Genomic DNA, 25,083 nt, shown 5'->3' on the forward strand with positions numbered 1-25,083 from the left:
GGGCTGGCGCCGTCGTAGCCGGGCGGGGCGAAGGAGATGAACATCCGCTCGATTGCGCCGGGCCATACGCGGTCGGCGTCGGCGGGCAGCGAGAAACCGCCGTCGAGCGCGGAGAAGTTCAGCGAGATCACCGCGTCCTCGCCGGTCCCTTGCGCATAGTTCCAGAGCCGCACGTACCAGGTGTGCGGGGCGCCGGAGGCGTCCTTGCCCTCGATCGTCAGCGTCGGGCCGTTGACGGCGTCCAGCGGCACGATCCCGGACGAGCGCCAGCGCAGCCGCAGTGATGTGTGGGCATAATCGCGGTCGGCGCGGTAGGCGAGCAGCGGGTGGTCCAGCGTGTCCGCGCTGTCCCAGATCAGGCCGCCGAGGTCGGCCCGGCGCAGGAACGCCGCGTCGACGCGCAGCGCATCGGGCGCGGTCGAAACCACGGTGGCCATCATCGGGCGCGGGAAGTTGACGGTCCAGAAGCGCGGATCGAAGCGCATGATCCAGTCACTGGCCTGCCCTTCGCGTGTTCCGGCGAGCCAGAATGCCATGGCGTTTCTCCTGATCAGTACGTGAGGGCGCGGCGTACGGCGCTGGCCACCTGCCGCGAGGAGCGCTGAAGCGACTGCGGCGTGCCGGCGCCGCGCGGGGCATTGAGGTTGATCGCCACGCGCACGTCGCGGCCTGCGCCGCCGCTGCCCGTCTCGATCCGCCCGGCAGAGGTGGGCACGAAGACTTCCGGCCCGCGCTCGCCCACCCTATAGCCGCGCCCCGGCGAGACGTTGCCGCCCGTCGCCCGGCCCGGCAGGCCCAGCGCGCCTGAGAGCAGGCCGGACAGGTCGAGCAGTCCGCCGCCTCCGCCGGAACCACCGCCGAGGACGGCCGAGGCGAGGGTCTGCGCGGCCTGTCCGGCAATGGCGTCCAGCGCGGAGGAGGCGGTGCGCTTGAGGTCGTCGAAGCCGAGGCTGCCCTTGCGGATCGCGCCGGAAAGCCCGCGTTCGAGCGCGTCTCCCGCCCGCGTGAAGCCCGACACAAGGTCCCCGTCGACGGCGCCGCGCATTTGCGCGATGTCGCGGGTGAAGCCGGCGGTACTGGCGCGCACTTCCACTAGCAGGCTGTCGATTTCATCGTCCATGATCGTGCTCCATCAGGCGTTGCAGGGTCTGCCGGTCGAACCCTGCGGCTGCCGCGTCAGGGCAAAGCAAGCCGAGCGCGGAGGCGAGTTCAGCAGGGGTCGCGGCCCAGAATTCGTGCGGCCGCCAGCCCAGCGTGCGGGCGGAAAGGCCGCACAGCGCCAGCGCGGCGGCGGCGAAGGTCTGGTTCACGGCGCGCCTTTCAGGATCTGGGCGAGCAGCGTGCGCAAGGGCGCGGCGCAGGCGGCAAGGCCCTGCGTCACCACCGCCTCGCCCACCGCCTCGCGGGTCAGCGCGTCGCGGTCGGCCAGGCAGTGCCAGAACAGCGCTGCCATTTCGGCGAGGCGCAGTTCACCCGCTCCCGCGCGTTCGACCAGCGCGAACAGGGGACCAAGTTCCTCCTCTGCGGCGACAAGCGCGGTGAAGGTGGGGCGCAGGCAGCGCGGCGTTCCGGCGATGGGCAGGCTGGCCTCGCCGCGCAGGGGGTTGGGCGCTGTCATGCCGGGGAGACCTGGCCCGAGCTTTCCAGCTGGAGCGTGTAGTTGCGCTCGCCGTTGAAATCGCCGGCATAGTCCAACCGCTGGACCAGGAACCTGCCGCGCAGGCGCTCGCCGTCCTCGAAGCTGAGTTCGTAGTCGTCCAGCGTGCCGGACATGGCGTTGGCGCGCACCTGCGCCTCGGCGGCGCTGCCCAGGAAGATGCCCGCCGCGCTGACCGATACCGAGCGGACGCCCGCGCCCGACAGCAGTTCACGCCATCCGCCGCTGTCCTTGGAGGTGACGACCACCGCATCGCCTGTCACCGACATCTGCGTGGTGCGCAGGCCGGCGACGGTCTGGTAACTGGCGGGCGCGCCGCCGTTGGAGATCTTGAGGAGGAAGGCGCTGCCTTTCTGGGCGGTCATGGCGTGGTTCCTTTGTGGGTGGGGCGAAGGGGCGTCGACGGGCTCATCCTGAGCTTGTCGAAGGATCAGGCCGCCAGCAGGCGGAAGCGGTATTCGAGCAGGATCGCGCGGCGGCTTTCGCCGCGCTGCTCGGCGCGGGCGCGCAGGAACTGGACCGTCGCGACGTGGAACGCCGGCTGCGTGCGGGGCAGGGTTTCGATACGCGCCTCGATCGCAGCGACGACATCGGCAGCGGCATCCGGCGCGTCGCCCCGGCAGTGCAGTTCCAGCGCTACACGCACCTCGCGGCCTGGCGCGGTCTTGCAGCTCCAGTCGGTGCTGGCGCTGGCGGCGATGGCCAGCCACGGCAGGCTGCTGCGCGAGGGGGCTTCCTCGGTCACCGCGTTCAGGCTGGAGACCAGCACCGGATCGGCACGGAGCCAGCCGATCAGGGCGGCGCGCAAGGGCATTTCCATCACTTATCCTTTCGCGAAAAGCGGCCAGACCAGCCCCGCGCGCCGCCAGCGGCGTTCGTCCCCGCGCGCGGCGAGAAGGCGGACGGCGGCATGGGCGGCGGCAAGTTTGGCAGCGCGGGCGGCGAGGCGTTTGGCGAGGGCCTCGAACGGGGCGTCGGCCTCGATCATGCCAGCCGCATCCGCCGCCAGGGACGCCACAGCGCGGCCACCGAAGCGGGGGGCAGCGGTGCGGCGCCAGCGGTGTCACGCTCGCGGTGTTGGTGCGCGGCGAGGCGGACCACGCCGTGGCGCAGCGATTCGGGCAATGCGTCCCAGTCGGCGGCAAGACCGGCGGTGAAGCGCACGGCCACGCGCTTTGCCTCGCCCGGCAGCGGCAGGCGCACGCGGCCGGCGCCATCGGCATCGAGGTCTGCCTCCCAGCTTGCGGGATCGAGGACGAGGCGGGTGGCTTGCCCGGTCAGGCCCTCGATCGCGGCAATGGCCTGGACCGGGCGTGTCGCCAGACTGTGCCAGCCGGCGCGGGCGCTGAGCAGTTCCTCGCATTCGGCTTCCAACGGCAAGGCGCCGATGAACGCCTCGCAGGTCTCGAGTGCGGCGGCAAGGAGTGCGGTGAGCAGCGAATCATCGCTGTCCGTGGTGATGCCGAGCCACTGCTTGAGCTCGGCAAGCGCCGATGACGGCAGCGCGGCCGGCGTAAGGATGACCCGGTTCATGGGTATCTCCGATCAGGAATGGACGGGAAGGAATGAGGTGCCCGCGCCGCCGGGAGGGGAAACGGCGGCGCGGGCTGACGCGGGGGAGGGCGCAGGGGATCGGCCCCCGCCCGCGCTATCCTGCTGTCATCAGGCCGAGATGCGCAGCAACTTGATCGCGTCGGAATCCAGTACCTGCCCGCCGATCCGCTTCGTCGCGTAGAAGTGGACGAAGGGCTTGTTGGTGAACGGATCACGCAGGATCGAGGTCGCCGAACGCTCGGCGATCAGGTAGCCGGCGCGGAAGTTGCCGAAGGCGATCGGGAAGACGCCGGCGCCGACGTCGGGCATGTCCTCGGCCTCGACCACCGGGTAGCCGAGCAGGCGGTTGGGCTGGCCTTCCATCAGCCCCGGCTGCCACAGGAACGAGCCGTCCGCCGCCTTCAGCTTGCGCACCGCCGCCAGCGTCTTGGAGTTCATCACCCAGCTTGCGCCCTGACGGTGGCCCGCCTTGAGCGAGTGGACGAGGTCGATCAGCTTCAGCTCGGGCGAGGTGTCGAAGCCGGTGGCATTGCCCGAGACGAGGTGCTGCAGCGTGCCGAAGGTGCGCGTCGCATCCCCGGCGGTGCTGGTGGCGGCGTTGAGGAAACCGCGCGGCTGGTTGATCCCGGAGCCGCCCACGAAAGCGGCACCTTCCGCACGGGCGAATTCCATCGCGATCTCGTCCGCCAGCCATGTCTGGATGTCGAAGGCGGCATCGTCGAGCATGGCCTGGCTGGCCGCCGGGTTGGCGTAGAGTTCGCCCGAGGGCGGAGCGATCTCGGCGAAGGCGGGGGTGGCGGTTTCGGGGCGCAGCGCGGTTTCGCTGACCCAGCCAGAGGCCGAGCCGCCGGTGGTGACCAGCTTGCGATACCCGGCGCTGCCGGTCTGGACGACCTGCGCGATGGCGCGGATCGGGCTGATGTTCCTGAGGCGGGCCGAGATCAGCGCGTCGATCTCACGCGGGACGGCATAGCCGCCGTCCGCCATGACCGCGCCCGAAAGCGACTTCAGTTCCGTCTCGCGGCCCGAGCGCAGGTAGCCCTGGACGAAGCTCTTCACTTCGAGGCTGGGCCCGGAACCAAGGCTCGCGCCCGAGGCTTCAATCAGCGGGCGGGAGGCAGCGCGCGAGACGCGGTCGAGCCGGGTCTTCACATCGTCGACATCGCCGCGCAGGGCCTCGACGGCGGCTTCGGTGGCGTCCTGGCGGGTGACCAGGTCGAAAGAGGCGTCCAGCGCCTCGACGGGGGGAGTGGCTTCCATGGGGTATTCACCTTTTCGTTGGCGTGGGGAAACGGGAGGAAAGCGGCATCACGCGATCAGGTGGACGCGCGCTTCATGCTGCATCGGGTGAGTCACGAGGCTCACCTCGAACATGTCGATGTCGAGCAGTTCGCGGCCCTGTTCGGTGCGGCGGCTGGCGCGGGCGCGGTAACCGAAGGAGAGGCCGGTGACGGTCCCCCGGCTCAGCGCCAGCCCGGCCGCGCCGAAGGGGTTGTCGACCATGCCGACGATACGCAGGCCGCGCGCGTCCTCGGCCACGGTCTCGATCCAGCCGATGCGCAGGTCCGCGCGGTGCTGCCACAGGAGCGGCAGCAGATCGCGGCGCTCGGCAAGGGTGCGGGCGAAGGCGCCGGGGCGGATCATGTCGCGTGCCGCGTCGGGCTTGCCGAACAGGGCGGCGTATCCGGCGAACCTCAGCGCCTGCTCGTCCTGAGCTCGCCCGAGGATCATCGCAGCAGCTCCGTGGCGCCAAGGCGGACCGTCAGGCCAAGCAGCAGCAGCGCCAGTGCGCCGCGCACGATCCAGTTCACCACTGCGGTCCGCGCGCTCGACTTGGCATCGCGCCAGGCCCGGAGCAGTTCGCGCAGTTCGCCCATGTCCTGCAGCGCGGTCTCGTCGTCCAGACCGATGCGGGCGAGCATCCGCTGCGCGCCCAGTTCGCTGGCCTCCTCGACCACCGCGCGCAAGGTGACGAGATCGCCGCCCTGCGCGGTCGCCTGGGCGAGCAGACCCGCCAGCATGTCATTGGAGTTCATGATTTGTTCTCCGAATTGGTTGCACGCGGAGGCAGGCCCAGCAGGGCGCGTTTTTCCGTATCGTCGAGAAAATCGGCGGCGCTGACCTGCGACCACAGCCGCTCTCGGTCCTCCGCCAGCGCGGGGACACGGTCGAGGTCGATCGCCAGCGCCGCATCGGGGAACCACGGCGCCAGACCCTCGCCAATCGCGGCGAGCAGCTTGGCGGCCAGCGGCAGCAGCGTCAGCCGCCACAGCGCGCGGTTGGCCTCGCGGTAATTGTTGTAGGTCGCATCGCCGGGTAGTCCCAGCAGCATCGGCGGCACCCCGAAAGCAAGCGCGATGTCGCGCGCGGCGGCGGCCTTCAGCGTGGCGAAGTCCATGTCGGCGGGCGTCATCGCCATCGCCTGCCACGTCAGCCCGCCCTCCAGAAGCATCGGGCGACCCGCGTTGGCCATGCCCGAATAGGCGGTGGTCAGCTCGGCTTTCAGGCGGTCGAACTGGTCGCCGGTCAGCCCGGCGCCGTCACCGCCTTCGTAGACCAGAGCGCCCGAAGGCCGCGCCGCGTTCTCCAGCAGCTGACGGTTCCAGATCGATGCGGCATTGTGCGTGGCGACCGCCTCGTCGGCAGCGCAAAGGCAGCCCGCGCCGTAGTGATCGTCGCCCGGATGGAAGTGGCGGATGTGGATCACGTTGGGCGATGCGTCCTCGTCCAGCAGCGGGATCGAAATGCGCTTGCCCGCGACTTCATAGGCGAAAGCGGCGGGCCAGCCGTCGTCCCCGGCGATGACGCTGATCCGCTCGGGGCGCAGGGCATAGAGTTCGACCGGCCGCCCGCGCGCGTCTTTCAGCACCTGCACATAGGCATTGCCATGAAGCAGCAGATGCGATGCCAGCGTCTCCAGCAGCGACTGCCCGGCGCTGGTGTCGGTGACGAGCGCGCTGATCGCCGGGTCCGCAGGCTTCAGCGGCGCGCCGCCAATACCCTCGGCGACAAGGCGAACCGCGCGCTGGGCGACCGGGTTCTCCAGATAGGCGCGGCGGACGGCGTGGTTGTACTCGAACGGAGCACGCCCGTTTCCGCCTTCGGTGAAGAACCAGGGGGAGGCGTTGCCGCGCGCGAGTGGCACGCGGATGCTTTCGCCTTTGAAGGCGGCGATGAGGGTTTCGAGGAAGGACATGGGGTTCCTTTCGAGGAAGAGATGGAAGGGAGGGAAGAGCTGGGGCCATCGCCCCAGACCCCGGTAATGTCGGCGCCGTGTGTGCAGCTTCGTTTGGCGCTCATTGAGACGGTGAAATGGGATCACGCGGAGGCGCGTAGTCACGGAGATGCAGTGCTTGCGGCACAGCCATTTATCTATTCAGAGGGAGCGCATTGCGCACCGTTCGAGAAGTGACATAGCCTGCGGCGCCGCATGGTATCTCCGCGCCTCCGCGTGACAAAAATCGCAAGGTTGAACCAGACCGCCACGACGCTGCTCGCGCGGCGCCGACATTTCCGGGGTCTGGGGCAATGGCCCCAGGTCTTCCCCTTCAGGCAACTCTCACGCGCGGCTCCGAAGCCTTTCCGAGCATCAGTTCGGTCAAGGCCCAGACCAGGGCATCGGCCCGGTCCGGCGACCGCCCCGGCCCCTGATACGCCCCGCCGGCGACCAGCCCGCACAGCTCGTCCTCCAGCGCCGGAAAAGTCCCGGCGTGCCGCACCCGCCCTGCTTCGTAGAGCGCGGCGACCGGCTCTGCGCGGGCGACTTTGCCCCGGATGGCGTGGACCAGTTTCAGCGGCAGCGACAGCTGCGCCGCTCGCAGAACCGAGCCGACCATCGCGCCGCCCTGATTGGCTTCGGCAACGACGCGGTCGGCGTTCCAGACCTGCGCGGCGTTCGCTACTGCACGCGCCCAGCGTTCGGGGCTGGCTTTCTCTACCGAAGCGTCGGCGAGAATGTGGGCGGTGCCGTCGGCGGCCAGGCCGGCCACCACGATCCCGCAGGCGTCTCCCGAGGCGGAGGCCGGGGGGTCCACGGCCACGACCACGCGGGTCAACTCAGGCGCTGCGTCCCCGCGGCAGGATTCGAGCAGGGCGCGGGTCCAGAGGGCGCCTTCGATGTCGGCGATCAGTTCTCCGTCGAGTTCCTGACGGCCGAGCAGCGATCTGCCGAAGCTGCGGCGGATGTCGTTCACGAAGCGCGCGGGCAGGTTGTCGCGGTTGTCTTCGGTGCTGCCTCGGGTGATGACGATATCTTCCGCCGGTTCGGCCATGAGGCGCTGGACAAGGGGCACGGCGCGCGGGGTGGTAGTGGCCAGTGCGCGTGGGCTTTCGCCCAGGCGCAGGCCGAGCAGGAGGTTGTCCCATGCGCGGGTCGCGCGGGCGGATGCGTTGTCCCACTTGGCGACTTCGTCGCACCAGGCATGGCTGTGCTGGGGGCCGCGCAGGGTTTCGGGTTCGAGCGCCGAGTAGATCGTAGCCTGCGCGCCGTTGGGCCATGAGACGCGCCGCAGCGAGGGTTCGAAGCGCGGCCTCTGGGGTTCCGGTCCGACGGAGAGCAGGCCGCTTTCGCCTTCGACCATCACCGCACGCACTTCGGGCAGGGTGGCGCCGACGAGGGCGATACGGGCATCGGGATCGGCCTTGGCGACGGCGCGCACCCATTCGGCGCCGGCACGGGTCTTGCCGAAGCCGCGACCGGCCATGATCAGCCAGATGCGCCAGTCTCCGGGCGGAGGGAGCTGCTGCGGGCGGGCCCAGAGCTGCCAGTGGGTGAGCAGTTCGTCGCGTTCCTTGTCGTTGAAGGACTTCATCTTGCGGCGCCGTTCGGCGGGGGGAAGCGATTCCAGGATCGCCAGATGTTCACTTATCATCGGTCACCGGCGCTCCTTCGGCTGGGGACGGCAGCTGCGGCTGGGGCGCGGCGAGGCGGCGTTCGCGCATCTTTTCGATCTTTGCGTTGATGGCGTCGAGGATGGCGTCGGAATTGCGGTTGTCGATGACGGCGCGCTGGCGGGCCGCCGTTTCGCGATGGGCGACGAGCAGCCGCAGCGCGGTCGCGTTGTCGAACACGCGGGTGCCGCGTTTGGAGCCGGGGGCGGGTTTCACTTCGCCTTCGCGCAGGCGGTGGAGCAGGTTCAGTTCCAGCAGGTCATAGCCTTCGCACAGGGCCTCCTGCCATTCGCGGTAGAACACCGGGTCGGCGCGGCGCAGTTCGTAGACGCGCGCGGTGTTGGTCCCGGCCTTGCGGGCCGAGGCCGTCACGTTCGAGGTGGCGGCGAGTTCGGCGAGGAACGGGCCGCGCCAGACGCGCGGAGGTGCGGCTTTCTCGGCGGCAGGCGCGCGCCGACGATCGGGACTCTTGTCCGCCATCTTGCTGTCCGTTTCGATTACTGGGGTGGGAGCGATACCAGGGCCGCCGGAGCGACTCGGTGTTTCGCGATGTTCTTGATATGTACCTAAACAGCGTGACGGTGTCAACGATAAATAACCAAATGGGTTTCCTGACGGGTGAATGCCGCCCCTTGCCGCGATGCAGCGAGGCCACTAAACGGGCCGCGTTGGGGCTTTATGCCTTGGGGGAAATTTATGCTGCGCCGCCTCTACGACTGGACCATGGCCAAGGCTGCGCACCGCCATGCGGAGTGGTGGCTGGCTGCTTTCGCGTTCATGGAGGCGAGCTTCTTCCCGGTGCCGCCGCACCCGCTGCTGGGCCTGATGTGCCTGGCCGAACCGAAGAAGGCAGTTCGCTTTGCCGCCTTCGCCACGCTGGGGTCGGTCGCGGGTGGTCTGCTGGGCTATGCGATCGGGCACTTCGCCTATGCGGCTTTCGGCGAGGCTATGCTGCACGCATTGGGGCTGGCCGAAAGCTTCCCCAAGGCCGCGTGCTATCTGCGGGACTACGGTGCCGAGATCATCGTCGTGAAGGGCGCGACGCCGATTCCCTTCAAGCTGCTGACGATCACCGCCGGGTTCATCGGCATGAACCTGTGGGTCTTCATCGGCGCCTCGATCATCTCACGCTCGATCAGCTTCATGATCGTGGGCGTGCTGTTCCGCCTGTTCGGCGCGCCGATCAAGGCGATGATCGACAAGCACCTGGGCAAAGTGACGGTGGCGTTCGTGCTGCTGATCGTCGCCGGTTTCCTCGCCGTTACGATGCTGGGCGGCGGCGGCAACACGACCAGCGAGAAGTGTGCATCGGCTGTGGCGGCAAAAACCGCCTGAGCGGCTTTACCCCGCAGGCCTGAGCGCCTTAGCCTCTCTCCCGAAAACAAGGATTTCGGGAGAGTTTGGGCCATGTCGTCATTCACCACCGCGCCGCTTGAGGACGGTCTTCCCTTCGGCGTGCGCATCGGCGGGCTGACGCTCGGCGCATTGCAGGACAAGTCCGTCCGCGACGAGATCGACGCCCTGTTCGTGACGCACGGCATGATCGTGTTCGAGGATGTCGAGCAGACCGATGCGATGCAGCTGGCGATCAGCAGCTGCTTCGGGCCGCTCAAGGAGCATCCGGTGAAAGGCGTGGGCCGCGTGGATGCGGGCCGGATGCCGGGCGTCATCGAAATCCGCAGCCAGCGCGGCCGGGGCGTCGTCGAGGTCGATGGCAAGCGGCTTTCGCACTGGCTGCCCTGGCATTTCGACCATTGCTACAACGACGAACTCAACCGCGCCGGGGTGCTGCGCTCGGTCGAGCGGGTGGAGGAGGGCGGGATCACCGGCTTTCTCGACGGCATCGCGCTCTATGCCGCGTTTCCGGAAGACCTGCGCCGGCGGCTCGAGGGGACCGAGGTCGTCTACACGCTCAGCACCCAGTACGACGAACTCAAGTTCGGCCGCCCTGGGCAGTACCGGATGATCGAGCCCAAGCCGATGCCCGCCGGCTTTGCCGAACAGGTCGCCGCGATGCCGCGTGCGATCCACCCCTCTGTCTGGACCCGGCCGACCGGAGAGAAAGTGCTCCACGTCTCGTCCTACATGGCGCAGGGATTTGTCGGCGACGAGACCGCCGAGGGCGACGCGCTGCTCGAAGAGGTGTGCCAGGAGATCAACCGCCTCGGCAAAAGCTGCAGCTACCATCACAAGTGGCGCGAGAACGACATGGCGATCTGGGACAACTTGCGGATGCTGCACTGCGTATCCGGCAACGATCCCGAGGACGAGCGGCTGATGTACCGCACAACGATCGCCGGCGATTATGGCTTCGGCCGCTGGGAAAGCGCACCCGGTGCGGCGGTCAGCGTCGACGCGATGGCCTGAAACATGGCGAAGATCGAGGTGAACGGGCTGACGCTCGACTATGAACTGCTGGGCGAGGAAGGTGCGCCGCCCCTGGTGCTGACACCGGGTGGGCGCTATCCGCGCGATACGGCCGGCGTGCCCGAACTGGGCGAGAAACTGGCGCAGGGCGGTTACCGCGTGCTGCTGTGGGACCGGCCGGGCTGCGGTGCCTCGGACATCGCTTTCACCGCGCCCAGCGAATCGGCGATGAACTGCGATGCGTTGGTCGGCCTCGTCTCCGCTCTGGGGCTCAAGGATGTGACTCTGGTGGGCGGCTCGGCGGGATCGCGGATCGCGCTGCTGGCGGCGGCGCAGATGCCGCAGAACGTGCGCAAGGTGGCGATCTGGTGGATCAGCGGCGGGCCGGTCGGGCTGGCGGGCCTTGCGTGGTTCTACTGCGGAGACCAGATCGCGGCGGCGAGCAAGGGCGGCATGGAGGCGGTGGCGGCGCTCCCGAGCTGGGCCGACCAGATCGCGCGCAATCCGAAAGTCCGCGAGACCCTGCTGGCGCAGGACGCGGACGCCTATATTGCGGTCATGCAGCGCTGGGCCAAGGCCTTTGCCTATTCGGACGCGTCGCCGGTGCCGGGTCTGGCCGAAGCCGATTTCGCCCGGTTGACGATGCCCGTCATGACCTTCCGTTCCGGGCATAGCGATATGGCCCACACGCGCGAAACTTCGGAATGGGTGCATCGCCTGCTGCCCAATTCCACGCTGTTCGAGCCGCCTTGGGGCGATCAGGAATGGAACTATGTGTCCACTTTCCCCGTCGACACCGCCGCCCGGCGCGGGCGGTTCGAGCGGTGGCCGCTGATGGCGCCCATGCTGCTCGACTGGCTCAAGGACTGAAGATGGCCATCGATGCGAAGATGGCCGAACTGGTGGAGCGGCACGAAATTCATCAGGTCCTGCTGCGCTATGCGCGGGGGCTGGACCGGCTCGACAACGAAATGCTCCGTGCCTGCTACTGGGAAGATGCGATCGAGGACCACGGCCATTTCGTCGGCACGCCCGGCGACTTCGTGACCTGGGCGGACGGCACCACGCTGATGTTCGAGGCGACCCAGCACGCGATCCTCAACCACGTCTGCGATCTGGCCGGCGACGAGGCCTTCTGCGAGACTTATTATCACTTTTCGGGCGTCACGGCCGAGGGCCCCAACTTCATGTCGACCGGGCGCTATATCGACCATTTCCGCAAGCGCGGTGATGAATGGCGCATCGCCAATCGGGTGACGATCGTCGAGGGGACTTACGACGTACCCAAGGCGATGCTCTCGCCCTCGCCGATGACGGCGTATACGGCGGGGGAGCCCTGCCAGGCCAGCCGTGACCGGACTGACGTGAGCTACCACCGTCCGCCGGTGCCGCGCCGGCCGAAAGGCTAGGAACCCCGCCTGCACAAGCACTTGACTGGTATTATCGATATGGCATCCTCATGGCGCTGCACCGCAACAATGGGGCAGGTTGCCCCATTCGCCCTTCGAGCCGCGGTGCCGGAAGGAGGACTATGGCTGGTCGACCGGAAGCATCACCGATCCAGGGCTCTGTGCACAATGTGCAAAGTTCGCCCGATTTCCTCAGGCAGCTCGCAGGCTACGGCCTGACCACGATCGAGGTGCATTACTTCCTGCCCGACCATCCCCGACTGCTGCAGCTTTTCGCGTTCCAGCAATACGACGTCGCCCCGCGCTTTCCGGTGCTGCGCGGTTTCCTCGAATTCTGGGGCCGCGAGATCGAGGGACCGCTGCATTCGGTGCGGATCGCCCACAATCACCTGATCGGGCCGCAGGAATGGCGCGCGGTGGACGGGATCATCTCGATCCACTGAGTGTTTGGCTTGGGGACGGGCGGTGTCCGTCTCCATTGTCATGAACGCGTCAAACCGCTTGGTAGTATACTTCCGTTCGCCGGCAATCGCGTCATGTTGCCGGCACCGCGCCGCCTTTTTCCAAAGGAATTGCCATGTCCAAGATCGCCGTCGTCGTCGGCAGCCTTCGCGCCGAATCGTTCAACCGCCAGGTCGCCGAGGCGCTGACCCGCCTGCCGGCGGCGCAAACGCACGAGTTCACTTTCGCCGATATCGGCTCGCTGCCGCTCTACGATCAGGACGATGACGGGGGACAGGCGGACAGCGTCAAGGCGCTCAAGGCGCTGGTGTCCGGCTCGGACGGCGTGTTGTTCGTGACGGCGGAGTACAACCGCTCGATCCCGGGCGTGCTCAAGAACGCCATCGACCATGCCTCGCGGCCTTATGGGCAGAACGCCTGGGCCGGGAAGCCGGCCGGCGTCATCGGTGTGTCGGTGGGCGCGATCGGCACGGCACTGTCGCAGCAGCACCTTCGTAACGTGCTGGCCTACCTCGACATGCCGACGCTGGGCGCGCCCGAGGCATTCCTGCAGTGGAAGGACGGCCTGCTGAACCCCGATGGCACCGTGGGCGAGGCTTCGGCGACGTTCCTCGGCGGCTGGATGGAAGCATTCCTGAAGCTGGTCGAGACGCACGGAGGTTAAGCGGAGCCGAGCCCGGCCCCGTACATAGGGGCCGGGCTCGGCGCTGCACCGCATCCTGACGATGCGCGGTCAGCTGACCCGGAACAGTTCGCCGTCGCTGTCCAGGATGTAGAGTGCGCCGTTGGCGTCGACCGCCATGCCCACCGGATGGTCGATCGTGCCTGCGTCGGGCTTGAAGTCCTCGTTGCGTATTTCGAGCGCAGCGGCTGCCGGAGTGCCGCCATTGTCGAATTTCGACAGGGGAATGGACCAGATGTGGCCATCCTTGTCGGCAAAGACGTAGTGGTTAGCGATGCCCGAGATATAGCCGGTATACGCCAGCCCGCCGATGATGCCGCGGCTCTGCCGCTTTTCCGAGCCGAGGGGGACGACCAGCGAGGGTTTGACCAGTCCGGCAAGCCCCGCGCCGCCCGCGTTCTTCTCGAGCGTTCCCTCGAAGAAGGGCCAGCCGAAGTTGAGGTCTTTCAGCGCAGCGGTGAGCGACAGCTCATCGAAGGTGCTGCCGCCGCGATCCGAAACGGCCAACCGGGCGCCGGGGAACGTGGTGACACCAACAGGTTCGCGAAGGCCCACGCCGACCAGATCCTTCTGGAAGAGGTCAATCGGAACGCTGGCGCCGGAATAGGGGTCGGGATCGAGTATATAGCGGTATATCTTTCCGTACTTGTTGTAGAAACCGAGGGCCTGTGCGCGGGTGCCGTCGGGATCGCCTATCGCGATATAGGCGGCGCCGTCTGGTCCGGTGCCGATGGCGAGGTTTGCTCCGTCCGACGTGTCGACGAGGTTCCCGGAGATCGGAGTCGTCAAGCAACCGATACAATAGACCGAGGCCTGGTTGCTGACCTGGGTAAGGACGTAGAGCGCCTGTTGCGAGCCATTGCCCCGGGCACGGGCGAGGCCGAGCATCGTCAGTCCGGGAAAGGGGCGTCCGACACTGTCCATGAGGACGTGAAGCTGCGAGGACGAACCAGTCTTGCCATCGATCCTGAGGATCGTATTCGCCTTTAGTGCAATTGCGATGTCGGCGCCGTTGCCGAGGCCGACGATCCCGACCGGATCGACCAGGCCGGTGGCAATCCGTGTGACCGAGATGCCCTCGCGGTCGTTGGTGACGGTAACCGACACGCCGAGCGTAGTGCTCAGCTTGCCGTCGCTTGCCTGAAGGGTAACCTGGTAGACGTTGTCACCGTCGACATCGGTCGGCAGGTCGTAGTTCGGGGGAGAGACGAAGTTCAATGCACCCGCGGATGAGATCGTGAAAGCCGATGCATCGGCGCCGCCGGAGATCGAATAGATGATGGTATCGCGCTGCGCGTCGGAGGCGGTCGCCTGATAGGCTATGGTCGTCGCGTTCTCCGCGATCGAGACCTGATTTGCCGAGGTGAAGGACGGCGCGGTATTGGCAGTTGTACCGCCGTTTCCGCCTCCGCTTTCCCCACCACCGCAGCCGGCGATAGCAAGTGCAAACATCGAAATCGCGGCTCGCGATATGCCGCGACGCACCGCGTAGCGGGTCGTGTGGATCTTCATTGTGTAATTGCCCCCGAATTCAACTTGGTTTCAATCCTATAGAATTGAATAATAAGCACAAGTTTCAGTCGAACGACCTGCGGATTACAAAAATGAAAGGCGCGCCGGTGACGGCGCGCCTTTTTAGATGCCGTGCATTCCGGGAAATCAGCCCAGAATGCCTGCCGTCTTACCGGCACGGGTGAACATGCCGATGATCTGCTGGACCTGCTCTGCCGAATGTTCGGCGCAGAGCGAGCAGCGCAGCAGGGTCATGTTCGCGGGCGTTGCCGGCGGGCGGGCGAGGTTCACGTAGAGGCCTTCGTGCAGCAGGGCCTCCCACATCGCGGCGCCGCGTTCCAGATCGGGCATGATCACCGCGATGATCGCGCTCTGCGGGCTGTCGGTGCCGAGCTGGAAGCCGGCGTCCGTCAGGCCCTTGTGCAGGGTGCGCGAGCTTTCCCACAGATGCGCGCGCTTGTCGGCGGCGTTCATCAGCTTGCGGATCGAGGTGGCCGCGGTGGCGACCACGCTGGGCGGCAGGCTGGCGGTGAACACGTAGGGGCGGCAGACCAAGCGCATGATCTCGAACTTGGGGTGGTTCGAGACGCAGAAGCCGCCCACGGTGCCGACCGACTTGGAGAACGTGCCGATCACGAAATCGACGTCGTCCAGGCAGCCCTGATCCTCGGCCACGCCGCGCCCGTTGGGGCCGATGAAGCCCATCGAATGCGCTTCGTCCACCAGCACCATGGCGCCGTACTTCTTGGCGATGGCGATCATCTCCTTGAGCGGGGCGATATCGCCCAGCATCGAGTAGACGCCTTCGAGGATGACCAGCTTGCCCGCGCCTTCGGGGATACGCTTGAGGCGCTTTTCCATCGCCTCGATGTCGTTGTGCTTGAAGGGCACCACTTCGGCATCGCCCATCTTGCAGCCGTCCCAGATGGAAGCGTGGCTGTCGATGTCGAGGATGATGTAGTCACCCTTGCCGGCGATGGTGGAGATGATCCCCAGGTTCGCCTGGTAGCCGGTCGAGAACACCATCGCGTGGTCCATGGCGTAGAAGTCGCAGAGCGCTTCTTCGACCGCGCGGTGGCCGGCATAGGTTCCGTTGAGAACCCGGCTGCCGGTGGTGCCTGCGCCGAAATCGTCGAGGGCCTGCTTGCCCGCCGCGATCACGTCAGGGTCGAAGGTCATGCCCATGTAGTTGTAGGTGCCGAGCAGGATCGTCTCGCGCCCGTTGCACAGGGCGACGGTGGGCGAGATCACCTTTTCCATCACGAGGCCGAACGGATCGGTCACGCCGGTGGAAAGCAGGTTCTCGCGCATCTGGATCAGCGGGTCGAACTTGCTGAAAAGGTCCCTTTCACCGCCGATGACGGTTTCGGGCTGGTCGGGCTGGTTCACGGCATCGGTCATCTGGCGCTCAGCCCTTGATCTTGACGACGGCGTCGACAAGCTGGCCGTAGGTTTCGATCTCGGCCTGGGCGTTCATCGAGATGATGATGTCGAATTCGTCCTCGATGGCGGCGACGAAGTCCATCACCGTCAGGCTGTCGAATTCGAGGTCGTCGGTGAAGCGGGTGGCGTCGGCGATGGCGACGCCCTTCTTGTTGAAGGGCTCGATCAGCGCGGCGATGCGGGCCGAGGTCTCTGCGCGGTCCATGAGGGTATCTCCGAAAGGGTCTTGGCGGCGCTTTGGCCGCGAATTGCGGCGCAAAAGCGGCGCGGGTGTATCATGTCAAGCTGTCTGTATCAGAGAAGTGCCCGAACTGCCTGCATGAACGGCCCGATCGAAACCGGCTTGGCGAGGTATCCCTCGGCCCCGGCTTCGCGGATGCGTTCCTCGTCGCCCTTGCCGGCATAGGCGGTGACGGCAAGGATCGGGATGGCGCGCAGGACCGGGTCCTTCTTCGCCGCCTCGATCAGGTCCAGCCCGGAAACGTTGGGGAGCTGGATGTCCATGATGATCAGATTGGGCACGAACTGGCGTGCGCGTTCGAGCGCGTCCAGCCCGTCGCCGACCGGCTCCACTGCATAGCCCTGGCTCCTGAGCACGTCGCAAAAGAGCTTCCGGTTGAGATCGTTGTCCTCGACAACGAGGATTCGCTTTGCCATTCGACGCCCTGATGACCATCTGGAGGTAACATATCTCTGTCATTGGCCATGCCAGAGTTGGCGCATACCTATTCCACGAGAGCGAGACTGACAATTCTTCGAGAACCGCCATCCCCCGCAAGTGACCCTCAGGCTCTGGCCCTCAACGCGCTGGGCTGGGTGCTGGGCGATGATTCGCGCGCCGAGCGGTTTCTGTCGCTCACCGGTCTGACGCCCGAGGAACTGCGCGCGTCGCTGGGCGAGCCAGCTACTCTGGCGGCGGTGCTGGAGTTTCTGTGTCAGCACGAGCCGGACCTCCTCGGCGCCGCCGATGCGCTGGGCGTGTCGCCGCAGACACTGGTGGCCGCACGCGAAAGGCTCGGCGCATGAGCCGGCCGCTTCTCATCACCGACTGCGATGAAGTGCTGCTGCACATGATCAAGCACTTCCGTGACTGGCTGGCCGAGGACGAGGGCGTCGAATTCGACCTCACCGGCGGCGAGTTCTACAAGTCGATGCGCCGGATCGGCGGCGATGCGCCGCTGGAACATGCGGAGATGTGGGACCTGCTGGGGCGTTTCTTCGATACCCAGATGCACCGTCAGACCGTGATCGAAGGCGCGGTGGACGCCATCGCCGCGATTCGCGAACGGGCCGACGTGGTGGTCCTGACCAACCTTCAGGATTTTCGCCGCGAGGCGCGCGCGGCACAGCTTGCCGGGCACGGGATGGACCTTCGGGTGTTCACCAATCAGGGTCCCAAAGGCCCGGCACTTCAGGCGATTCTCGACGAGTACAAGCCGAGCCGCGCCGTTTTCATCGACGATCTCTCGCAGCACCACGGCTCGGTCTTCGAGATCGCGCCCGCCGTGCGCCGCCTGCACCTTTGCGGCGAACCCCAGATTGCCCCCAATATCAAGTGCGCTCTCCAGCTCGGCCACGCCCATGCGCGGATCGACGACTGGGCCAGCGCGCTCCCCTGGCTGCTCGACAGCCTGACCAGCGAAGAAAAGGATTTGCAATCCCATGAGTGACATCGACACCCGCCTGACCGAACTCGGCCTGACCCTGCCCGCAGCGGCGGCCCCGGTCGCGGCTTACGTGCCGGTCGTCGTCGCGGGCGGGCTCGCCCACGTCTCGGGCCAGCTGCCCTTCGTCGAGGGCAAGCTGGTCACCGGCCGTCTGGGCGAGGGCGTCTCGATCGAGGCCGGCACCGAAGCGGCTCAGGCCTGCGCGGTGATGATTCTGGCACAGCTAAAAGCCGCGCTCGGTTCGCTCGACCGCGTGGAGCGGATCGTGAAGCTGGGCGTGTTCATCAATTCGGCCGGCGATTTCACCGATCAGCCCAAGGTCGCCAATGGCGCCTCGGAACTGATGGTCGCGGTCTTCGGCGAGGCGGGCAAGCATGCGCGTAGCGCCGTGGGCGTCCCCGTCCTGCCTTTGGGCGCCGCTGTCGAAGTGGACGCCATCGTTGCCGTTCGCCCTGCTTGACCGCTGGGCCTCCCCTGTACCCGATCCGCGCAAGGTCGCGTGGATCGGGGAGCAGGACTATGCCCATCGCGGGCTGCACGGCGCCAGTGCCGGGGGCTACGTGCCCGAAAACTCGCGCGCGGCCTTCACAAGGGCCATCGCGCAGGGACACGGCATCGAACTGGACGTGCAGCGTTCCAGCGACGGGCAGCCGGTGGTGTTCCACGACGATGCGCTTGATCGGCTGACGGCCGAGGCGGGCCCGGTCGCCCGGCGCAGCGCCGCGCAGCTGGGCGCCATCGCGCTTGGCGGAACCGCCGAAACCATTCCTACACTGCGGCAGGTTCTCGCCCAGATCGCCGGCAAGGTGCCGGTGCTGATCGAGGTGAAGTCAGACCGCCACAACCGCGTCGCCGCGCTTTGCCTGGCGGTGCGCCGGGTGCTGGAAGGGTACACCGGCCAACATGCGGTGATGAGCTTCGACCCGCGCGTATCGCGTTGGTACTGGCGCAATTCGCCGCACACCGTGCGCGGCCTCATCGTCTCGGAGGGCGAGGACCGTGCGCTTCCCGGCAAGCTGCGCCGCCGCCTGTCGCTGTGGCATGCGCGGCCCGATTTCCTCGCCTACGATGTGCGCGACCTGCCGAGCCGCTTTGCGGCCGGTCAGCGCCGCCGGGGTCTTCCCGTGGCGACCTGGACCGTGCGCGAGGCCGAACACGACGAGCGCGCCGAAGCCTATGCCGACGCCGCGATCTTCGAGACTGGCGACGTGCCCAAAGCCCAGGCAGGGAGCGAGGCGCAGGCGTGAGTGATGGTGGCTTCACGGCAAGGATACTTAGCGCGGTCGGCGAACTGCCGGCGGCCGAGTGGGACGCGCTGACGGACGGGACCAACCCCTTCGTCTGCCACGCCTTCCTCACCGCCATGGAGCGCTCGCGCAGTGTCGGAGCCCGCAGCGGCTGGACTCCGCTGCCGATCGTGATCGACGGCCCGGACGGCACCCTCGCAGCGGCGCTACCGGCCTATCTCAAGGACCATTCCCAGGGCGAATACGTTTTCGACCACGCATGGGCCGATGCCTGGCACCGGGCGGGCGGGTCGTACTATCCCAAGCTTCAGATCGCCGTGCCCTTCACTCCGGCAACCGGCCCGCGGCTGCTGACCCGGCATCCCGAATTAAATCTTGCGCTGCTGCGCGCGGCGGAAACGCTGTGCCGCGAAAACGGCCTGTCCTCCGCCCACGCGACTTTCATCGAGCCGGAGCAGGTGTCGGTGTTCGAGGACGCGGGCTGGCTGATGCGCGAGGATATCCAGTTTCACTGGGAAAACCGGGGCTATGCCGGCTTCGACGATTTCCTGGAGGCGCTCTCGTCGCGCAAGCGCAAGGATCTGCGCAAGGAACGGGCGAAGGCGCAGGAGGGCGTGGAGATCCACAGCTTCACCGGCAGCGGGATCGAGGAGGCGCACTGGGATGCGTTCTGGGATTTCTACCAGGACACCGGCGCGCGCAAATGGGGCCGTCCCTACCTGACCCGCGAGGCATTCAGCCTGCTGGGCGAAGTGATGGCGGACCGCATCCTGCTGGTCATGGCCTTCATCGACGGCGAGGCGGTGGCAGGTGCGCTCAACTTCATCGGCGGCGAGGCGCTCTATGGGCGGTATTGGGGCGCGCGGATCGACAAGCCGTTCCTGCACTTCGAGCTGTGCTATTATCAGGCCATCGACGCCGCGATCGCCCTAGGCCTGAGCCGCGTCGAGGCGGGGGCGCAGGGCGGGCACAAGCTGGCGCGGGGCTATGAACCGGTGCGCACGGTTTCCGCGCACTACATCGTCCATGATGGCCTTCGCGCCGCGATCGCCGACTACCTCGAGCAGGAACGGGCCGGCATCGCGCTCGACCAGTTGTCGCTCGGGGACCGTTCGCCCTTCAGGAAAGGCGACGGCTGACGGTTCAGGCGGCCTTGCGGGTCGAGGCGGACAGCCACTGGCGCGCGCGGCGCTGGGCTTCGGCGATTTCGCGGGCGGTCATGTCGTCGGATACTTCGGCGCGGCAGATCGGTGCTTCCTCATGCCCGCCGACCGCGGCGAGGTTGAACCACTTGTGCGCTTCGATCAGGTCGCAATCAACGCCGTGGCTTGCGGTCGAATAGGCGACGCCGAGATCGAAATATGCCGAACTGTCACCCTGCGCAGCAGCGGCAAGCGCCTGTGCGATCATCATGTCGCCGGCCGTTAAGTCCGTGGCGGACAGCGGAGCGGCAGTGGTTTGATTAATCCAGACAGTTTCCATCGTAGGCCCCTGATTCGTTCGATCGATGCATTTCCCTGCAATCGATGGCTCGAAACTGGATGATTCGTCCGAAGATATAGTTAACGCGCGCTGCGAGACTCTCCTTTACGCGTGGCTCATCTGTCCCACCCCGGAACTTCGTTAAGAATTTTGTGGAGGATCGCTTATATCCGCTTGTGCAGGGATTTTTGCGGAACTATAGGCCCCGGAACCGCGGATCGTTGTTGGGTTACCGGGAAAAACCCGGGACTGCAGGGCGTTAGCGATCCGATGGAGACACCTGCGGAGTTTCTCTGGATGGCAACGGCCCTAGTTGACGAAATCGATGTGCTGGCAAAAGCAAAGCGCGCCATAGGCGGCGCCTATATTGCCTCTGCCGACGAAACATACATGAATGATGCGCAGCAGGATTATTTCCGCAAGCTGCTGATGGCCTGGAAGCGTTCCATTCTTGAAGCGTCTGCAGGCACTTTGCAGCAGTTGCAGGATGGTCCGATCCGCGATGCCGATCTCAACGACCGTGCGTCGAGCGAGACCGACTGGGGCATCGAACTGCGTACTCGCGACCGTCAGCGCAAGCTGATCGCCAAGATCGATTCGGCCCTGCGCCGCATCGAAGAGGGCGAATACGGTTATTGCGAGGTCACTGGCGAACCGATCGGCCTTGGCCGACTGGAAGCACGCCCCATCGCGACGATGACGGTAGAGGCACAGGAAGCGCACGAGCGCCGCGAAAAAGTCTCGCGCGACGACTGACGTTTCGGTTTCTGACCCGGCCGCAGGGTTAGCCTCGGCCGGGTTATTAAGCCTTTGTTTGCCATTGTCGGCTAGAAATAGAGGCTGAGGCGCGCTATTTTGCGTGCGCCAGTCGCTATCGACATGGTCGCAGGCAAAGCGCAATCGAAAGCCGGACGGAGCGCATGAACGAAGGTGAAAATCGGCAGATCGCGCGCGACAGCCTGTTCCTCATGGCTGACTTGCGCGTCGATGGACTTGACGGAGAGTTCCGTATCAAGGTCCGCAACCTGTCCGCCGGCGGCATGATGGGCGAAGGAACGGTGCGCGTCGTGCGCGGGACCGTCGTCGTGGTGAGCATCCGTAACATCGGCTGGATCGAAGGCTCGGTCGCCTGGGTACAGGACAGCCGGTTCGGCGTGGCCTTTGCCAACGACATCGATCCCCGCCTCGCCCGCGCCCCTGTCGTCAAGACCGAGGACCCAACTCCCGGGTTCATGCGCAATCACGAAGCGCGGATGAACAGCAGCGCAGTTCTGCGCAAGATCTGATCCCGCCACGGGAAATTTCCCGATCCGCCATTTGCGGGGCGGGCGAAATGGATTACTCGGTGCGACATGCTGACCAAGCGCCCTGCCTCCCGGGTTATGGCCGTTCTGGCCGCGCTTTCGCTCGTCTCCTGCAGTTCCTATGACAATTCGGCCTTCGGTGTCGCCGTCGTGGGCAGCGCCGAAGACCCGTTCGAGCATGGCGTTCACCTGGCCACAGCCGGCCAACTGGTGCGGGCGGCGACGGAGGAGGGCCTCGTCGCCTTCGACGAGGCGGGACGGGTCATTCCGGCTCTGGCTGACCGCTGGATCGTCACCGACGACGGGCAGAGCTATATCTTCCGCCTGCGCGAGGGCAACTGGGAGAATGGCGACCCGCTGACCGCCGAATCGGCGCGGAAGTCGATCCGCGACGCGCTCAAGGCGCTGAACGAAACACCGCTGGCGCTCGACCTCGGCGGCATCGAAGATATCCGCGCCATGGCCGGGCGCGTGATCGAAATCCGTCTGAATCGGCCGATGCCATACCTGCTGCAACTGCTTGCGCAGCCCGAACTGGGTTTGGATCATGGCGGCAAGGGCGGCGGTACGATGACCATCGCGCGGAGCGGCAAGCTGGCCGCGCTTACGCCGATAGACCCCTCGCGCCTCGGCCTGCCGGCGATCGAGGACTGGGCGGAACGGACCCGAAAGATTCAGCTTCGCGCCTTGCCGGGCCCGGCTGCCGTTGCGGCATTCAACGACGGTGAGGTCGATCTCGTGCTTGGCGGGCGCATTCAGGATTTCATGCTGACCCGTTCGGTGGGCATCCTGCGCGGTACTATCCAGCTCGACCCCGTAATCGGCCTGTTCGGTCTTCAGGTGATGACCGACAAGGGTTTCCTGGCCGAGCCGGCCAACCGCGAGGCCCTGGCCATGGCGATCGACCGGCCCGCTCTGATCGCGCCTTTCGGCGTGGGCGGCTGGTCGCCGACGACGCGGATCGTCACGCCCAGCCTCGACGGCGATCTCGGCACCATCGGCGAGCGCTGGAGCGAGCAGTCGCTGGATGATCGCCGTGCAGTGGCGGCGGCCCGCGTCCGGGCCTGGCGTCCTCCTGCGGGTTCGAAGGTTCCGGCAGATGCCGGACCCGTGCGCCTGCACGTCTGGTTGCCGGAGGGCGGGGGATCGCAGTTGCTGTTCAATCGCCTCCTGGCCGATTTCGCGGCCATCGGAGTCCAGCTGGAGCGCGCGCCCGAAGCGGACGGCGCCGACCTTGCGCTGGTCGACGACGTGGCGCGTTATCCCCGCGCGGCATGGTATCTGAACCGGCTCTCGTGCCGGGACGGGCGGGGCCTATGCTCGCAGGATGCAGATTCCCGCGTGGCCGAGGCCGCGAACGCCGTAACCCCGGTAGAACGCGCCGCGCTGCTGACCGAGGCGGAGGCCGAACTTACCGCCAGCAACGTCTTCATTCCTTTCGGCACGCCGATCCGCTGGTCCCTGGTGCGCGGCAGTGTCGACGGCTTCGCGGCGAACGCATGGGGATGGCATCCCTTGATGCCCCTGTCCTGGCTCCCCAAATAGGGTTCGCGGCTCTGGTGGCCGCGGCTCCACGAGAGGCAATGCGTTGGTCACAGGACCTCAATCAACCCCCCGATCTGCCAGGCGCATGGAATTCGACCTTCCGCTCGGCAACGACCCCGTGGCCATCCGCCGGCGCGTCGAGGCCTTGGAACATGTGCTGGAGCGTGCCTTCACCGTGCCAGGCATCAGGCGGCAGGTCGGCCTCGATGCCATTGTCGGGCTGGTGCCGATCGCCGGTGACCTGATCGCGGGGGCACTGGGCCTCTACCTCGTGTGGGAGGCGCGCAATCTGGGCATGTCGAAGTGGCAGTTGGCGCGTATGACGGCCAACGTCGGGTTCGATACCATGCTGGGCGCGATCCCGGTGGCGGGCGATCTGTTCGACTTCCTGTTTCGCTCGAACAGCCGTAACCTCAAGATCATCCGCAAGCATCTCGACAAGCATCACCCGCATACCCGGGTGATCGACGCCTGACGCTTTCGCAGCGGCGGCTGCCGGGCTATGGGTTGGCAATGAAAAAGGCCTGCCTGATCTCCCTCAGCCTGGTTCCGGCTCTGCTGGCGCTGGGCGGCTGTTCCAAGCCCGATACCGCGCCGGGCCCGGGGGGCGTCACCATGGGCGAGGCGCGCGCGCTCGACGAAGCCGCCGCTATGCTGGATGAGCGCAGGCCGCCTGCCGCGGCGCTGCAGCCTTCGCTTCCGAAAGGCGTGCAGGAGCGCTGAGGCTCAGTCGAAGCTGACCTTGCCGCGCCCGGCCTTGACCGAGCCGCGCAGCTTCTTGCCCTTGATCCGCTGTTCCTTGCCGATCCGGTTGAGGCGGCTTTTGGCGCGCTTCTCGGGAAATTTGTGGGCTTCGACGAGAAGCTCCACCATGCGTTCGCGGGCATCGGCGCGGTTGGCTTCCTGCGTGCGGAAGCGGCGCGCGGTGAACACCAGTTCACCGCGCAGCGTCATGCGGCTGCCCGCCAGTTCCTTCAGCCGCGCGAACACCTCGGGGCTGAGGCGCAGGGCATAGCAGTCCAGCCGCAGCTGGCAGGCGGTCGCCACCTTGTTGACGTTCTGCCCGCCAGGCCCGGTCGAGGCGATGAAGCTCTCGGTCGCGAGCGCCTGCGCGCGGTCTAGAACCTCATTCATCCGGCTCGTTGTCCGGCGTTTCAGGCGCGGTTTCTTCCGGCGTGAAGCCCAGTGCGACGAAGTCTGCGGGCATGGGGGCAACCGCCACGATCGGCGCCTTTTCTCCGCCGCGCGGCACGGTGAGGCCGGCGGCGTGGAGCATCGTGCGGCGCGCACCATGCGGGGTGTCGGCGCCGTCGCCGTAGATCGGATCGCCCAGCAGCGCGAAGCCGAGGCCGGAGGCGGCGTGGACGCGGATCTGGTGGGTGCGGCCGGTTTCGGGGCGGAATTCGACCAGCGTCAGGCCATCCTGCACTTCCAGCTTGCGCCAGTGCGTGACCGAGGGCTTGCCCTTGCGCGCCGGGATCATCCGCCAGCCTTCGGTGACCGAGCTGATCTTGGACAGCGCGAGTTCGATCGTCCCGGCCTCATCCGCGATTTCGCCCGCGACGATGCCGAGATAGCGCTTTTCCACCGTGCGTTCCTCGAAGGCGGCGGAGTAGCGCTTGAGTGCCTTGGGGTTGCGGGCCAGCAGCAGGCAGCCCGACGTGTCGCGGTCCAGGCGGTGGACGGGGAAGGGCTGGCGCTGGAAGCCCAGCTTCAATTCGTCGAGCCGGTCTTCGAGGCAGGGACCGCCCGCGCGCGGCTGATCGAGCGGCAGGCCGCCGGGCTTGTCGATGACGAGCGCCTCGCCGTCCTCGAAAAGGATTTCCAGTTCCATTGTACGTCTTTTCCAAATGCGTCGCCCC

The 25,083-nt window shown here is 66.7% G+C and carries 36 protein-coding genes and 1 pseudogene; 16 read left to right on the forward strand and 21 right to left on the reverse strand.

Annotated features, from left to right (window positions below; translation table 11 throughout):
* From GVL61_RS02420 to GVL61_RS02485, 14 genes and pseudogenes are all read right to left on the reverse strand, one after another.
* Window positions 1–536 (reverse strand): annotated as a pseudogene (locus tag GVL61_RS02420) (TIGR02217 family protein); the annotation flags it as partial.
* 14 nt (window positions 537–550) lie between these two features.
* Complete coding sequence (locus GVL61_RS02425; RefSeq protein WP_159976662.1) at window positions 551–1,120, reverse strand: tail tape measure protein; 570 nt, start codon at window positions 1,118–1,120, stop codon at window positions 551–553.
* The gene (locus GVL61_RS02430) at window positions 1,110–1,310 is read right to left on the reverse strand and encodes a phage tail assembly chaperone (RefSeq protein ID WP_159976664.1); all 201 of its coding nucleotides are present in this window, start codon (window positions 1,308–1,310) and stop codon (window positions 1,110–1,112) included. The genes GVL61_RS02425 and GVL61_RS02430 overlap by 11 nt, the downstream gene beginning before the upstream one ends.
* The gene (locus GVL61_RS02435; RefSeq protein WP_159976666.1) at window positions 1,307–1,618 is read right to left on the reverse strand and encodes a gene transfer agent family protein; all 312 of its coding nucleotides are present in this window, start codon (window positions 1,616–1,618) and stop codon (window positions 1,307–1,309) included. Before GVL61_RS02435 ends, GVL61_RS02430 begins: the two co-directional genes overlap by 4 nt.
* Window positions 1,615–2,022 (reverse strand): phage major tail protein, TP901-1 family, encoded by a 408-nt coding sequence (locus tag GVL61_RS02440; RefSeq protein WP_159976668.1) that lies wholly within the window; start codon window positions 2,020–2,022, stop codon window positions 1,615–1,617. Before GVL61_RS02440 ends, GVL61_RS02435 begins: the two co-directional genes overlap by 4 nt.
* Before the next feature lie 65 nt (window positions 2,023–2,087).
* Window positions 2,088–2,477 carry a DUF3168 domain-containing protein gene (locus tag GVL61_RS02445; RefSeq protein WP_159976670.1) on the reverse strand — a complete coding sequence of 130 codons (390 nt, stop codon included), beginning with the start codon at window positions 2,475–2,477 and terminating at the stop codon, window positions 2,088–2,090.
* Window positions 2,478–2,480: 3 nt separating this feature from the next.
* Window positions 2,481–2,645: a hypothetical protein gene (locus GVL61_RS02450; protein WP_159976672.1), complete on the reverse strand. Its 165-nt coding sequence runs from the start codon at window positions 2,643–2,645 to the stop codon at window positions 2,481–2,483.
* Complete coding sequence (locus GVL61_RS02455; RefSeq protein WP_159976674.1) at window positions 2,642–3,190, reverse strand: head-tail connector protein; 549 nt, start codon at window positions 3,188–3,190, stop codon at window positions 2,642–2,644. The genes GVL61_RS02450 and GVL61_RS02455 overlap by 4 nt, the downstream gene beginning before the upstream one ends.
* A gap of 129 nt (window positions 3,191–3,319) precedes the next feature.
* Window positions 3,320–4,471, reverse strand: coding sequence for a phage major capsid protein (locus GVL61_RS02460; protein WP_159976676.1), 1,152 nt, complete (start codon window positions 4,469–4,471; stop codon window positions 3,320–3,322).
* A gap of 48 nt (window positions 4,472–4,519) precedes the next feature.
* Window positions 4,520–4,942, reverse strand: coding sequence for an HK97 family phage prohead protease (locus GVL61_RS02465; RefSeq protein ID WP_159976678.1), 423 nt, complete (start codon window positions 4,940–4,942; stop codon window positions 4,520–4,522).
* Complete coding sequence (locus GVL61_RS02470) at window positions 4,939–5,247, reverse strand: DUF6127 family protein (protein ID WP_159976680.1); 309 nt, start codon at window positions 5,245–5,247, stop codon at window positions 4,939–4,941. The genes GVL61_RS02465 and GVL61_RS02470 overlap by 4 nt, the downstream gene beginning before the upstream one ends.
* Window positions 5,244–6,407 carry a phage portal protein gene (locus GVL61_RS02475; RefSeq protein ID WP_159976682.1) on the reverse strand — a complete coding sequence of 388 codons (1,164 nt, stop codon included), beginning with the start codon at window positions 6,405–6,407 and terminating at the stop codon, window positions 5,244–5,246. The genes GVL61_RS02470 and GVL61_RS02475 overlap by 4 nt, the downstream gene beginning before the upstream one ends.
* 352 nt (window positions 6,408–6,759) lie before the next feature.
* Window positions 6,760–8,082 carry a DNA-packaging protein gene (locus GVL61_RS02480; RefSeq protein ID WP_159976684.1) on the reverse strand — a complete coding sequence of 441 codons (1,323 nt, stop codon included), beginning with the start codon at window positions 8,080–8,082 and terminating at the stop codon, window positions 6,760–6,762.
* Window positions 8,072–8,581: a hypothetical protein gene (locus tag GVL61_RS02485; RefSeq protein WP_159976686.1), complete on the reverse strand. Its 510-nt coding sequence runs from the start codon at window positions 8,579–8,581 to the stop codon at window positions 8,072–8,074. Before GVL61_RS02485 ends, GVL61_RS02480 begins: the two co-directional genes overlap by 11 nt.
* A gap of 216 nt (window positions 8,582–8,797) precedes the next feature.
* On the opposite strand from GVL61_RS02485, the gene GVL61_RS02490 reads away from it, so the two are divergent.
* From GVL61_RS02490 to GVL61_RS02515, 6 genes are all read left to right on the forward strand, one after another.
* Complete coding sequence (locus tag GVL61_RS02490; protein ID WP_159976688.1) at window positions 8,798–9,436, forward strand: YqaA family protein; 639 nt, start codon at window positions 8,798–8,800, stop codon at window positions 9,434–9,436.
* 72 nt (window positions 9,437–9,508) lie between these two features.
* Entirely contained in the window at window positions 9,509–10,468 is a 960-nt protein-coding gene (locus GVL61_RS02495; protein ID WP_159976690.1) for a TauD/TfdA family dioxygenase, read from the forward strand.
* Between the two features lie 3 nt (window positions 10,469–10,471).
* Complete coding sequence (locus GVL61_RS02500; RefSeq protein WP_159976692.1) at window positions 10,472–11,338, forward strand: alpha/beta fold hydrolase; 867 nt, start codon at window positions 10,472–10,474, stop codon at window positions 11,336–11,338.
* Window positions 11,339–11,340: 2 nt separating this feature from the next.
* A complete protein-coding gene (locus GVL61_RS02505) occupies window positions 11,341–11,877 on the forward strand; it encodes a nuclear transport factor 2 family protein (RefSeq protein ID WP_159976694.1) in 537 nt (178 codons plus the stop codon).
* 122 nt (window positions 11,878–11,999) lie between these two features.
* The gene (locus GVL61_RS02510) at window positions 12,000–12,320 is read left to right on the forward strand and encodes an usg protein (protein WP_159976696.1); all 321 of its coding nucleotides are present in this window, start codon (window positions 12,000–12,002) and stop codon (window positions 12,318–12,320) included.
* Window positions 12,321–12,454: 134 nt separating this feature from the next.
* The gene (locus GVL61_RS02515; RefSeq protein ID WP_159976698.1) at window positions 12,455–13,003 is read left to right on the forward strand and encodes an NADPH-dependent FMN reductase; all 549 of its coding nucleotides are present in this window, start codon (window positions 12,455–12,457) and stop codon (window positions 13,001–13,003) included.
* Between the two features lie 69 nt (window positions 13,004–13,072).
* On the opposite strand, the gene GVL61_RS02520 is transcribed toward GVL61_RS02515, so the two are convergent.
* From GVL61_RS02520 to GVL61_RS02535, 4 genes are all read right to left on the reverse strand, one after another.
* Window positions 13,073–14,533, reverse strand: coding sequence for a hypothetical protein (locus tag GVL61_RS02520; RefSeq protein ID WP_159976700.1), 1,461 nt, complete (start codon window positions 14,531–14,533; stop codon window positions 13,073–13,075).
* A gap of 147 nt (window positions 14,534–14,680) precedes the next feature.
* Complete coding sequence (locus GVL61_RS02525; protein ID WP_159976702.1) at window positions 14,681–15,934, reverse strand: aminotransferase class I/II-fold pyridoxal phosphate-dependent enzyme; 1,254 nt, start codon at window positions 15,932–15,934, stop codon at window positions 14,681–14,683.
* Window positions 15,935–15,941: 7 nt separating this feature from the next.
* Complete coding sequence (locus GVL61_RS02530; RefSeq protein ID WP_043977151.1) at window positions 15,942–16,181, reverse strand: acyl carrier protein; 240 nt, start codon at window positions 16,179–16,181, stop codon at window positions 15,942–15,944.
* 89 nt (window positions 16,182–16,270) lie between these two features.
* Window positions 16,271–16,633, reverse strand: coding sequence for a response regulator (locus tag GVL61_RS02535; RefSeq protein ID WP_159976704.1), 363 nt, complete (start codon window positions 16,631–16,633; stop codon window positions 16,271–16,273).
* A gap of 48 nt (window positions 16,634–16,681) precedes the next feature.
* Here GVL61_RS02535 and GVL61_RS02540 point away from each other — a divergent pair, with 48 nt between their 5' ends.
* From GVL61_RS02540 to GVL61_RS02560, 5 genes are read left to right on the forward strand one after another with little or no spacing between them, the layout of a single operon-like run.
* Window positions 16,682–17,002 carry a DUF3572 domain-containing protein gene (locus tag GVL61_RS02540; protein WP_159976706.1) on the forward strand — a complete coding sequence of 107 codons (321 nt, stop codon included), beginning with the start codon at window positions 16,682–16,684 and terminating at the stop codon, window positions 17,000–17,002.
* Window positions 16,999–17,646, forward strand: coding sequence for an HAD family hydrolase (locus GVL61_RS02545; protein ID WP_159976708.1), 648 nt, complete (start codon window positions 16,999–17,001; stop codon window positions 17,644–17,646). The genes GVL61_RS02540 and GVL61_RS02545 overlap by 4 nt, the downstream gene beginning before the upstream one ends.
* On the forward strand, window positions 17,639–18,103 hold the full coding sequence (locus GVL61_RS02550) for a RidA family protein (protein WP_159976710.1): 465 nt from the start codon (window positions 17,639–17,641) through the stop codon (window positions 18,101–18,103). The genes GVL61_RS02545 and GVL61_RS02550 overlap by 8 nt, the downstream gene beginning before the upstream one ends.
* Window positions 18,084–18,890, forward strand: a complete 807-nt coding sequence (locus GVL61_RS02555) for a glycerophosphodiester phosphodiesterase family protein (RefSeq protein WP_159976712.1) — start codon at window positions 18,084–18,086, stop codon at window positions 18,888–18,890. The genes GVL61_RS02550 and GVL61_RS02555 overlap by 20 nt, the downstream gene beginning before the upstream one ends.
* Window positions 18,887–20,029: a GNAT family N-acetyltransferase gene (locus GVL61_RS02560; protein WP_159976714.1), complete on the forward strand. Its 1,143-nt coding sequence runs from the start codon at window positions 18,887–18,889 to the stop codon at window positions 20,027–20,029. The genes GVL61_RS02555 and GVL61_RS02560 overlap by 4 nt, the downstream gene beginning before the upstream one ends.
* A 4-nt stretch (window positions 20,030–20,033) precedes the next feature.
* Here the strand turns inward: GVL61_RS02560 and GVL61_RS02565 are convergent, their stop codons facing one another.
* Complete coding sequence (locus GVL61_RS02565; RefSeq protein WP_159976716.1) at window positions 20,034–20,372, reverse strand: hypothetical protein; 339 nt, start codon at window positions 20,370–20,372, stop codon at window positions 20,034–20,036.
* 297 nt (window positions 20,373–20,669) lie between these two features.
* On the opposite strand from GVL61_RS02565, the gene dksA reads away from it, so the two are divergent.
* The 5 genes from dksA (at window position 20,670) to GVL61_RS02590 (ending at window position 23,944) form a co-directional block, all read left to right on the forward strand.
* The gene (gene dksA / locus GVL61_RS02570) at window positions 20,670–21,128 is read left to right on the forward strand and encodes an RNA polymerase-binding protein DksA (RefSeq protein ID WP_159976718.1); all 459 of its coding nucleotides are present in this window, start codon (window positions 20,670–20,672) and stop codon (window positions 21,126–21,128) included.
* 164 nt (window positions 21,129–21,292) lie between these two features.
* On the forward strand, window positions 21,293–21,658 hold the full coding sequence (locus GVL61_RS02575) for a PilZ domain-containing protein (RefSeq protein WP_159976720.1): 366 nt from the start codon (window positions 21,293–21,295) through the stop codon (window positions 21,656–21,658).
* A 66-nt stretch (window positions 21,659–21,724) separates the two neighbouring features.
* On the forward strand, window positions 21,725–23,221 hold the full coding sequence (locus GVL61_RS02580) for an ABC transporter substrate-binding protein (RefSeq protein WP_159976722.1): 1,497 nt from the start codon (window positions 21,725–21,727) through the stop codon (window positions 23,219–23,221).
* Between the two features lie 85 nt (window positions 23,222–23,306).
* A complete protein-coding gene (locus GVL61_RS02585) occupies window positions 23,307–23,696 on the forward strand; it encodes a DUF4112 domain-containing protein (protein WP_159976724.1) in 390 nt (129 codons plus the stop codon).
* A gap of 38 nt (window positions 23,697–23,734) precedes the next feature.
* Window positions 23,735–23,944 carry a hypothetical protein gene (locus tag GVL61_RS02590; protein ID WP_159976726.1) on the forward strand — a complete coding sequence of 70 codons (210 nt, stop codon included), beginning with the start codon at window positions 23,735–23,737 and terminating at the stop codon, window positions 23,942–23,944.
* A 3-nt stretch (window positions 23,945–23,947) separates the two neighbouring features.
* Here the strand turns inward: GVL61_RS02590 and arfB are convergent, their stop codons facing one another.
* Window positions 23,948–24,355, reverse strand: a complete 408-nt coding sequence (gene arfB / locus GVL61_RS02595; RefSeq protein WP_159976728.1) for an alternative ribosome rescue aminoacyl-tRNA hydrolase ArfB — start codon at window positions 24,353–24,355, stop codon at window positions 23,948–23,950.
* Entirely contained in the window at window positions 24,348–25,055 is a 708-nt protein-coding gene (locus tag GVL61_RS02600) for an RluA family pseudouridine synthase (protein WP_159976730.1), read from the reverse strand. The genes arfB and GVL61_RS02600 overlap by 8 nt, the downstream gene beginning before the upstream one ends.
* Between the last annotated feature and the right edge of the window lie 28 nt (window positions 25,056–25,083).

This window comes from Novosphingobium sp. 18050, assembly GCF_902706195.1.
Lineage (GTDB): Bacteria > Pseudomonadota > Alphaproteobacteria > Sphingomonadales > Sphingomonadaceae > Novosphingobium.

Excerpts from the sequence above, each read along its gene's own strand:
- GVL61_RS02425 (WP_159976662.1), bottom strand. The coding sequence starts at position 1,120 with ATGGACGATGAAATCGACAGCCTGCTAGTGGAAGTGCGCGCCAGTACC.
- GVL61_RS02435 (WP_159976666.1), bottom strand. The coding sequence starts at position 1,618 with ATGACAGCGCCCAACCCCCTGCGCGGCGAGGCCAGCCTGCCCATCGCC.
- GVL61_RS02440 (WP_159976668.1), bottom strand. The coding sequence starts at position 2,022 with ATGACCGCCCAGAAAGGCAGCGCCTTCCTCCTCAAGATCTCCAACGGC.
- GVL61_RS02445 (WP_159976670.1), bottom strand. The coding sequence starts at position 2,477 with ATGGAAATGCCCTTGCGCGCCGCCCTGATCGGCTGGCTCCGTGCCGAT.
- GVL61_RS02450 (WP_159976672.1), bottom strand. The coding sequence starts at position 2,645 with ATGATCGAGGCCGACGCCCCGTTCGAGGCCCTCGCCAAACGCCTCGCC.
- GVL61_RS02455 (WP_159976674.1), bottom strand. The coding sequence starts at position 3,190 with ATGAACCGGGTCATCCTTACGCCGGCCGCGCTGCCGTCATCGGCGCTT.
- GVL61_RS02460 (WP_159976676.1), bottom strand. The coding sequence starts at position 4,471 with ATGGAAGCCACTCCCCCCGTCGAGGCGCTGGACGCCTCTTTCGACCTG.
- GVL61_RS02465 (WP_159976678.1), bottom strand. The coding sequence starts at position 4,942 with ATGATCCTCGGGCGAGCTCAGGACGAGCAGGCGCTGAGGTTCGCCGGA.
- GVL61_RS02470 (WP_159976680.1), bottom strand. The coding sequence starts at position 5,247 with ATGAACTCCAATGACATGCTGGCGGGTCTGCTCGCCCAGGCGACCGCG.
- GVL61_RS02475 (WP_159976682.1), bottom strand. The coding sequence starts at position 6,407 with ATGTCCTTCCTCGAAACCCTCATCGCCGCCTTCAAAGGCGAAAGCATC.
- GVL61_RS02480 (WP_159976684.1), bottom strand. The coding sequence starts at position 8,082 with ATGATAAGTGAACATCTGGCGATCCTGGAATCGCTTCCCCCCGCCGAA.
- GVL61_RS02485 (WP_159976686.1), bottom strand. The coding sequence starts at position 8,581 with ATGGCGGACAAGAGTCCCGATCGTCGGCGCGCGCCTGCCGCCGAGAAA.
- GVL61_RS02490 (WP_159976688.1), top strand. The coding sequence starts at position 8,798 with ATGCTGCGCCGCCTCTACGACTGGACCATGGCCAAGGCTGCGCACCGC.
- GVL61_RS02495 (WP_159976690.1), top strand. The coding sequence starts at position 9,509 with ATGTCGTCATTCACCACCGCGCCGCTTGAGGACGGTCTTCCCTTCGGC.
- GVL61_RS02500 (WP_159976692.1), top strand. The coding sequence starts at position 10,472 with ATGGCGAAGATCGAGGTGAACGGGCTGACGCTCGACTATGAACTGCTG.
- GVL61_RS02505 (WP_159976694.1), top strand. The coding sequence starts at position 11,341 with ATGGCCATCGATGCGAAGATGGCCGAACTGGTGGAGCGGCACGAAATT.
- GVL61_RS02510 (WP_159976696.1), top strand. The coding sequence starts at position 12,000 with ATGGCTGGTCGACCGGAAGCATCACCGATCCAGGGCTCTGTGCACAAT.
- GVL61_RS02515 (WP_159976698.1), top strand. The coding sequence starts at position 12,455 with ATGTCCAAGATCGCCGTCGTCGTCGGCAGCCTTCGCGCCGAATCGTTC.
- GVL61_RS02520 (WP_159976700.1), bottom strand. The coding sequence starts at position 14,533 with ATGAAGATCCACACGACCCGCTACGCGGTGCGTCGCGGCATATCGCGA.
- GVL61_RS02525 (WP_159976702.1), bottom strand. The coding sequence starts at position 15,934 with ATGACCGATGCCGTGAACCAGCCCGACCAGCCCGAAACCGTCATCGGC.
- GVL61_RS02530 (WP_043977151.1), bottom strand. The coding sequence starts at position 16,181 with ATGGACCGCGCAGAGACCTCGGCCCGCATCGCCGCGCTGATCGAGCCC.
- GVL61_RS02535 (WP_159976704.1), bottom strand. The coding sequence starts at position 16,633 with ATGGCAAAGCGAATCCTCGTTGTCGAGGACAACGATCTCAACCGGAAG.
- GVL61_RS02540 (WP_159976706.1), top strand. The coding sequence starts at position 16,682 with ATGCCAGAGTTGGCGCATACCTATTCCACGAGAGCGAGACTGACAATT.
- GVL61_RS02545 (WP_159976708.1), top strand. The coding sequence starts at position 16,999 with ATGAGCCGGCCGCTTCTCATCACCGACTGCGATGAAGTGCTGCTGCAC.
- GVL61_RS02550 (WP_159976710.1), top strand. The coding sequence starts at position 17,639 with ATGAGTGACATCGACACCCGCCTGACCGAACTCGGCCTGACCCTGCCC.
- GVL61_RS02565 (WP_159976716.1), bottom strand. The coding sequence starts at position 20,372 with ATGGAAACTGTCTGGATTAATCAAACCACTGCCGCTCCGCTGTCCGCC.
- dksA (WP_159976718.1), top strand. The coding sequence starts at position 20,670 with ATGGCAACGGCCCTAGTTGACGAAATCGATGTGCTGGCAAAAGCAAAG.
- GVL61_RS02575 (WP_159976720.1), top strand. The coding sequence starts at position 21,293 with ATGAACGAAGGTGAAAATCGGCAGATCGCGCGCGACAGCCTGTTCCTC.
- GVL61_RS02580 (WP_159976722.1), top strand. The coding sequence starts at position 21,725 with ATGCTGACCAAGCGCCCTGCCTCCCGGGTTATGGCCGTTCTGGCCGCG.
- GVL61_RS02585 (WP_159976724.1), top strand. The coding sequence starts at position 23,307 with ATGGAATTCGACCTTCCGCTCGGCAACGACCCCGTGGCCATCCGCCGG.
- GVL61_RS02590 (WP_159976726.1), top strand. The coding sequence starts at position 23,735 with ATGAAAAAGGCCTGCCTGATCTCCCTCAGCCTGGTTCCGGCTCTGCTG.
- arfB (WP_159976728.1), bottom strand. The coding sequence starts at position 24,355 with ATGAATGAGGTTCTAGACCGCGCGCAGGCGCTCGCGACCGAGAGCTTC.
- GVL61_RS02600 (WP_159976730.1), bottom strand. The coding sequence starts at position 25,055 with ATGGAACTGGAAATCCTTTTCGAGGACGGCGAGGCGCTCGTCATCGAC.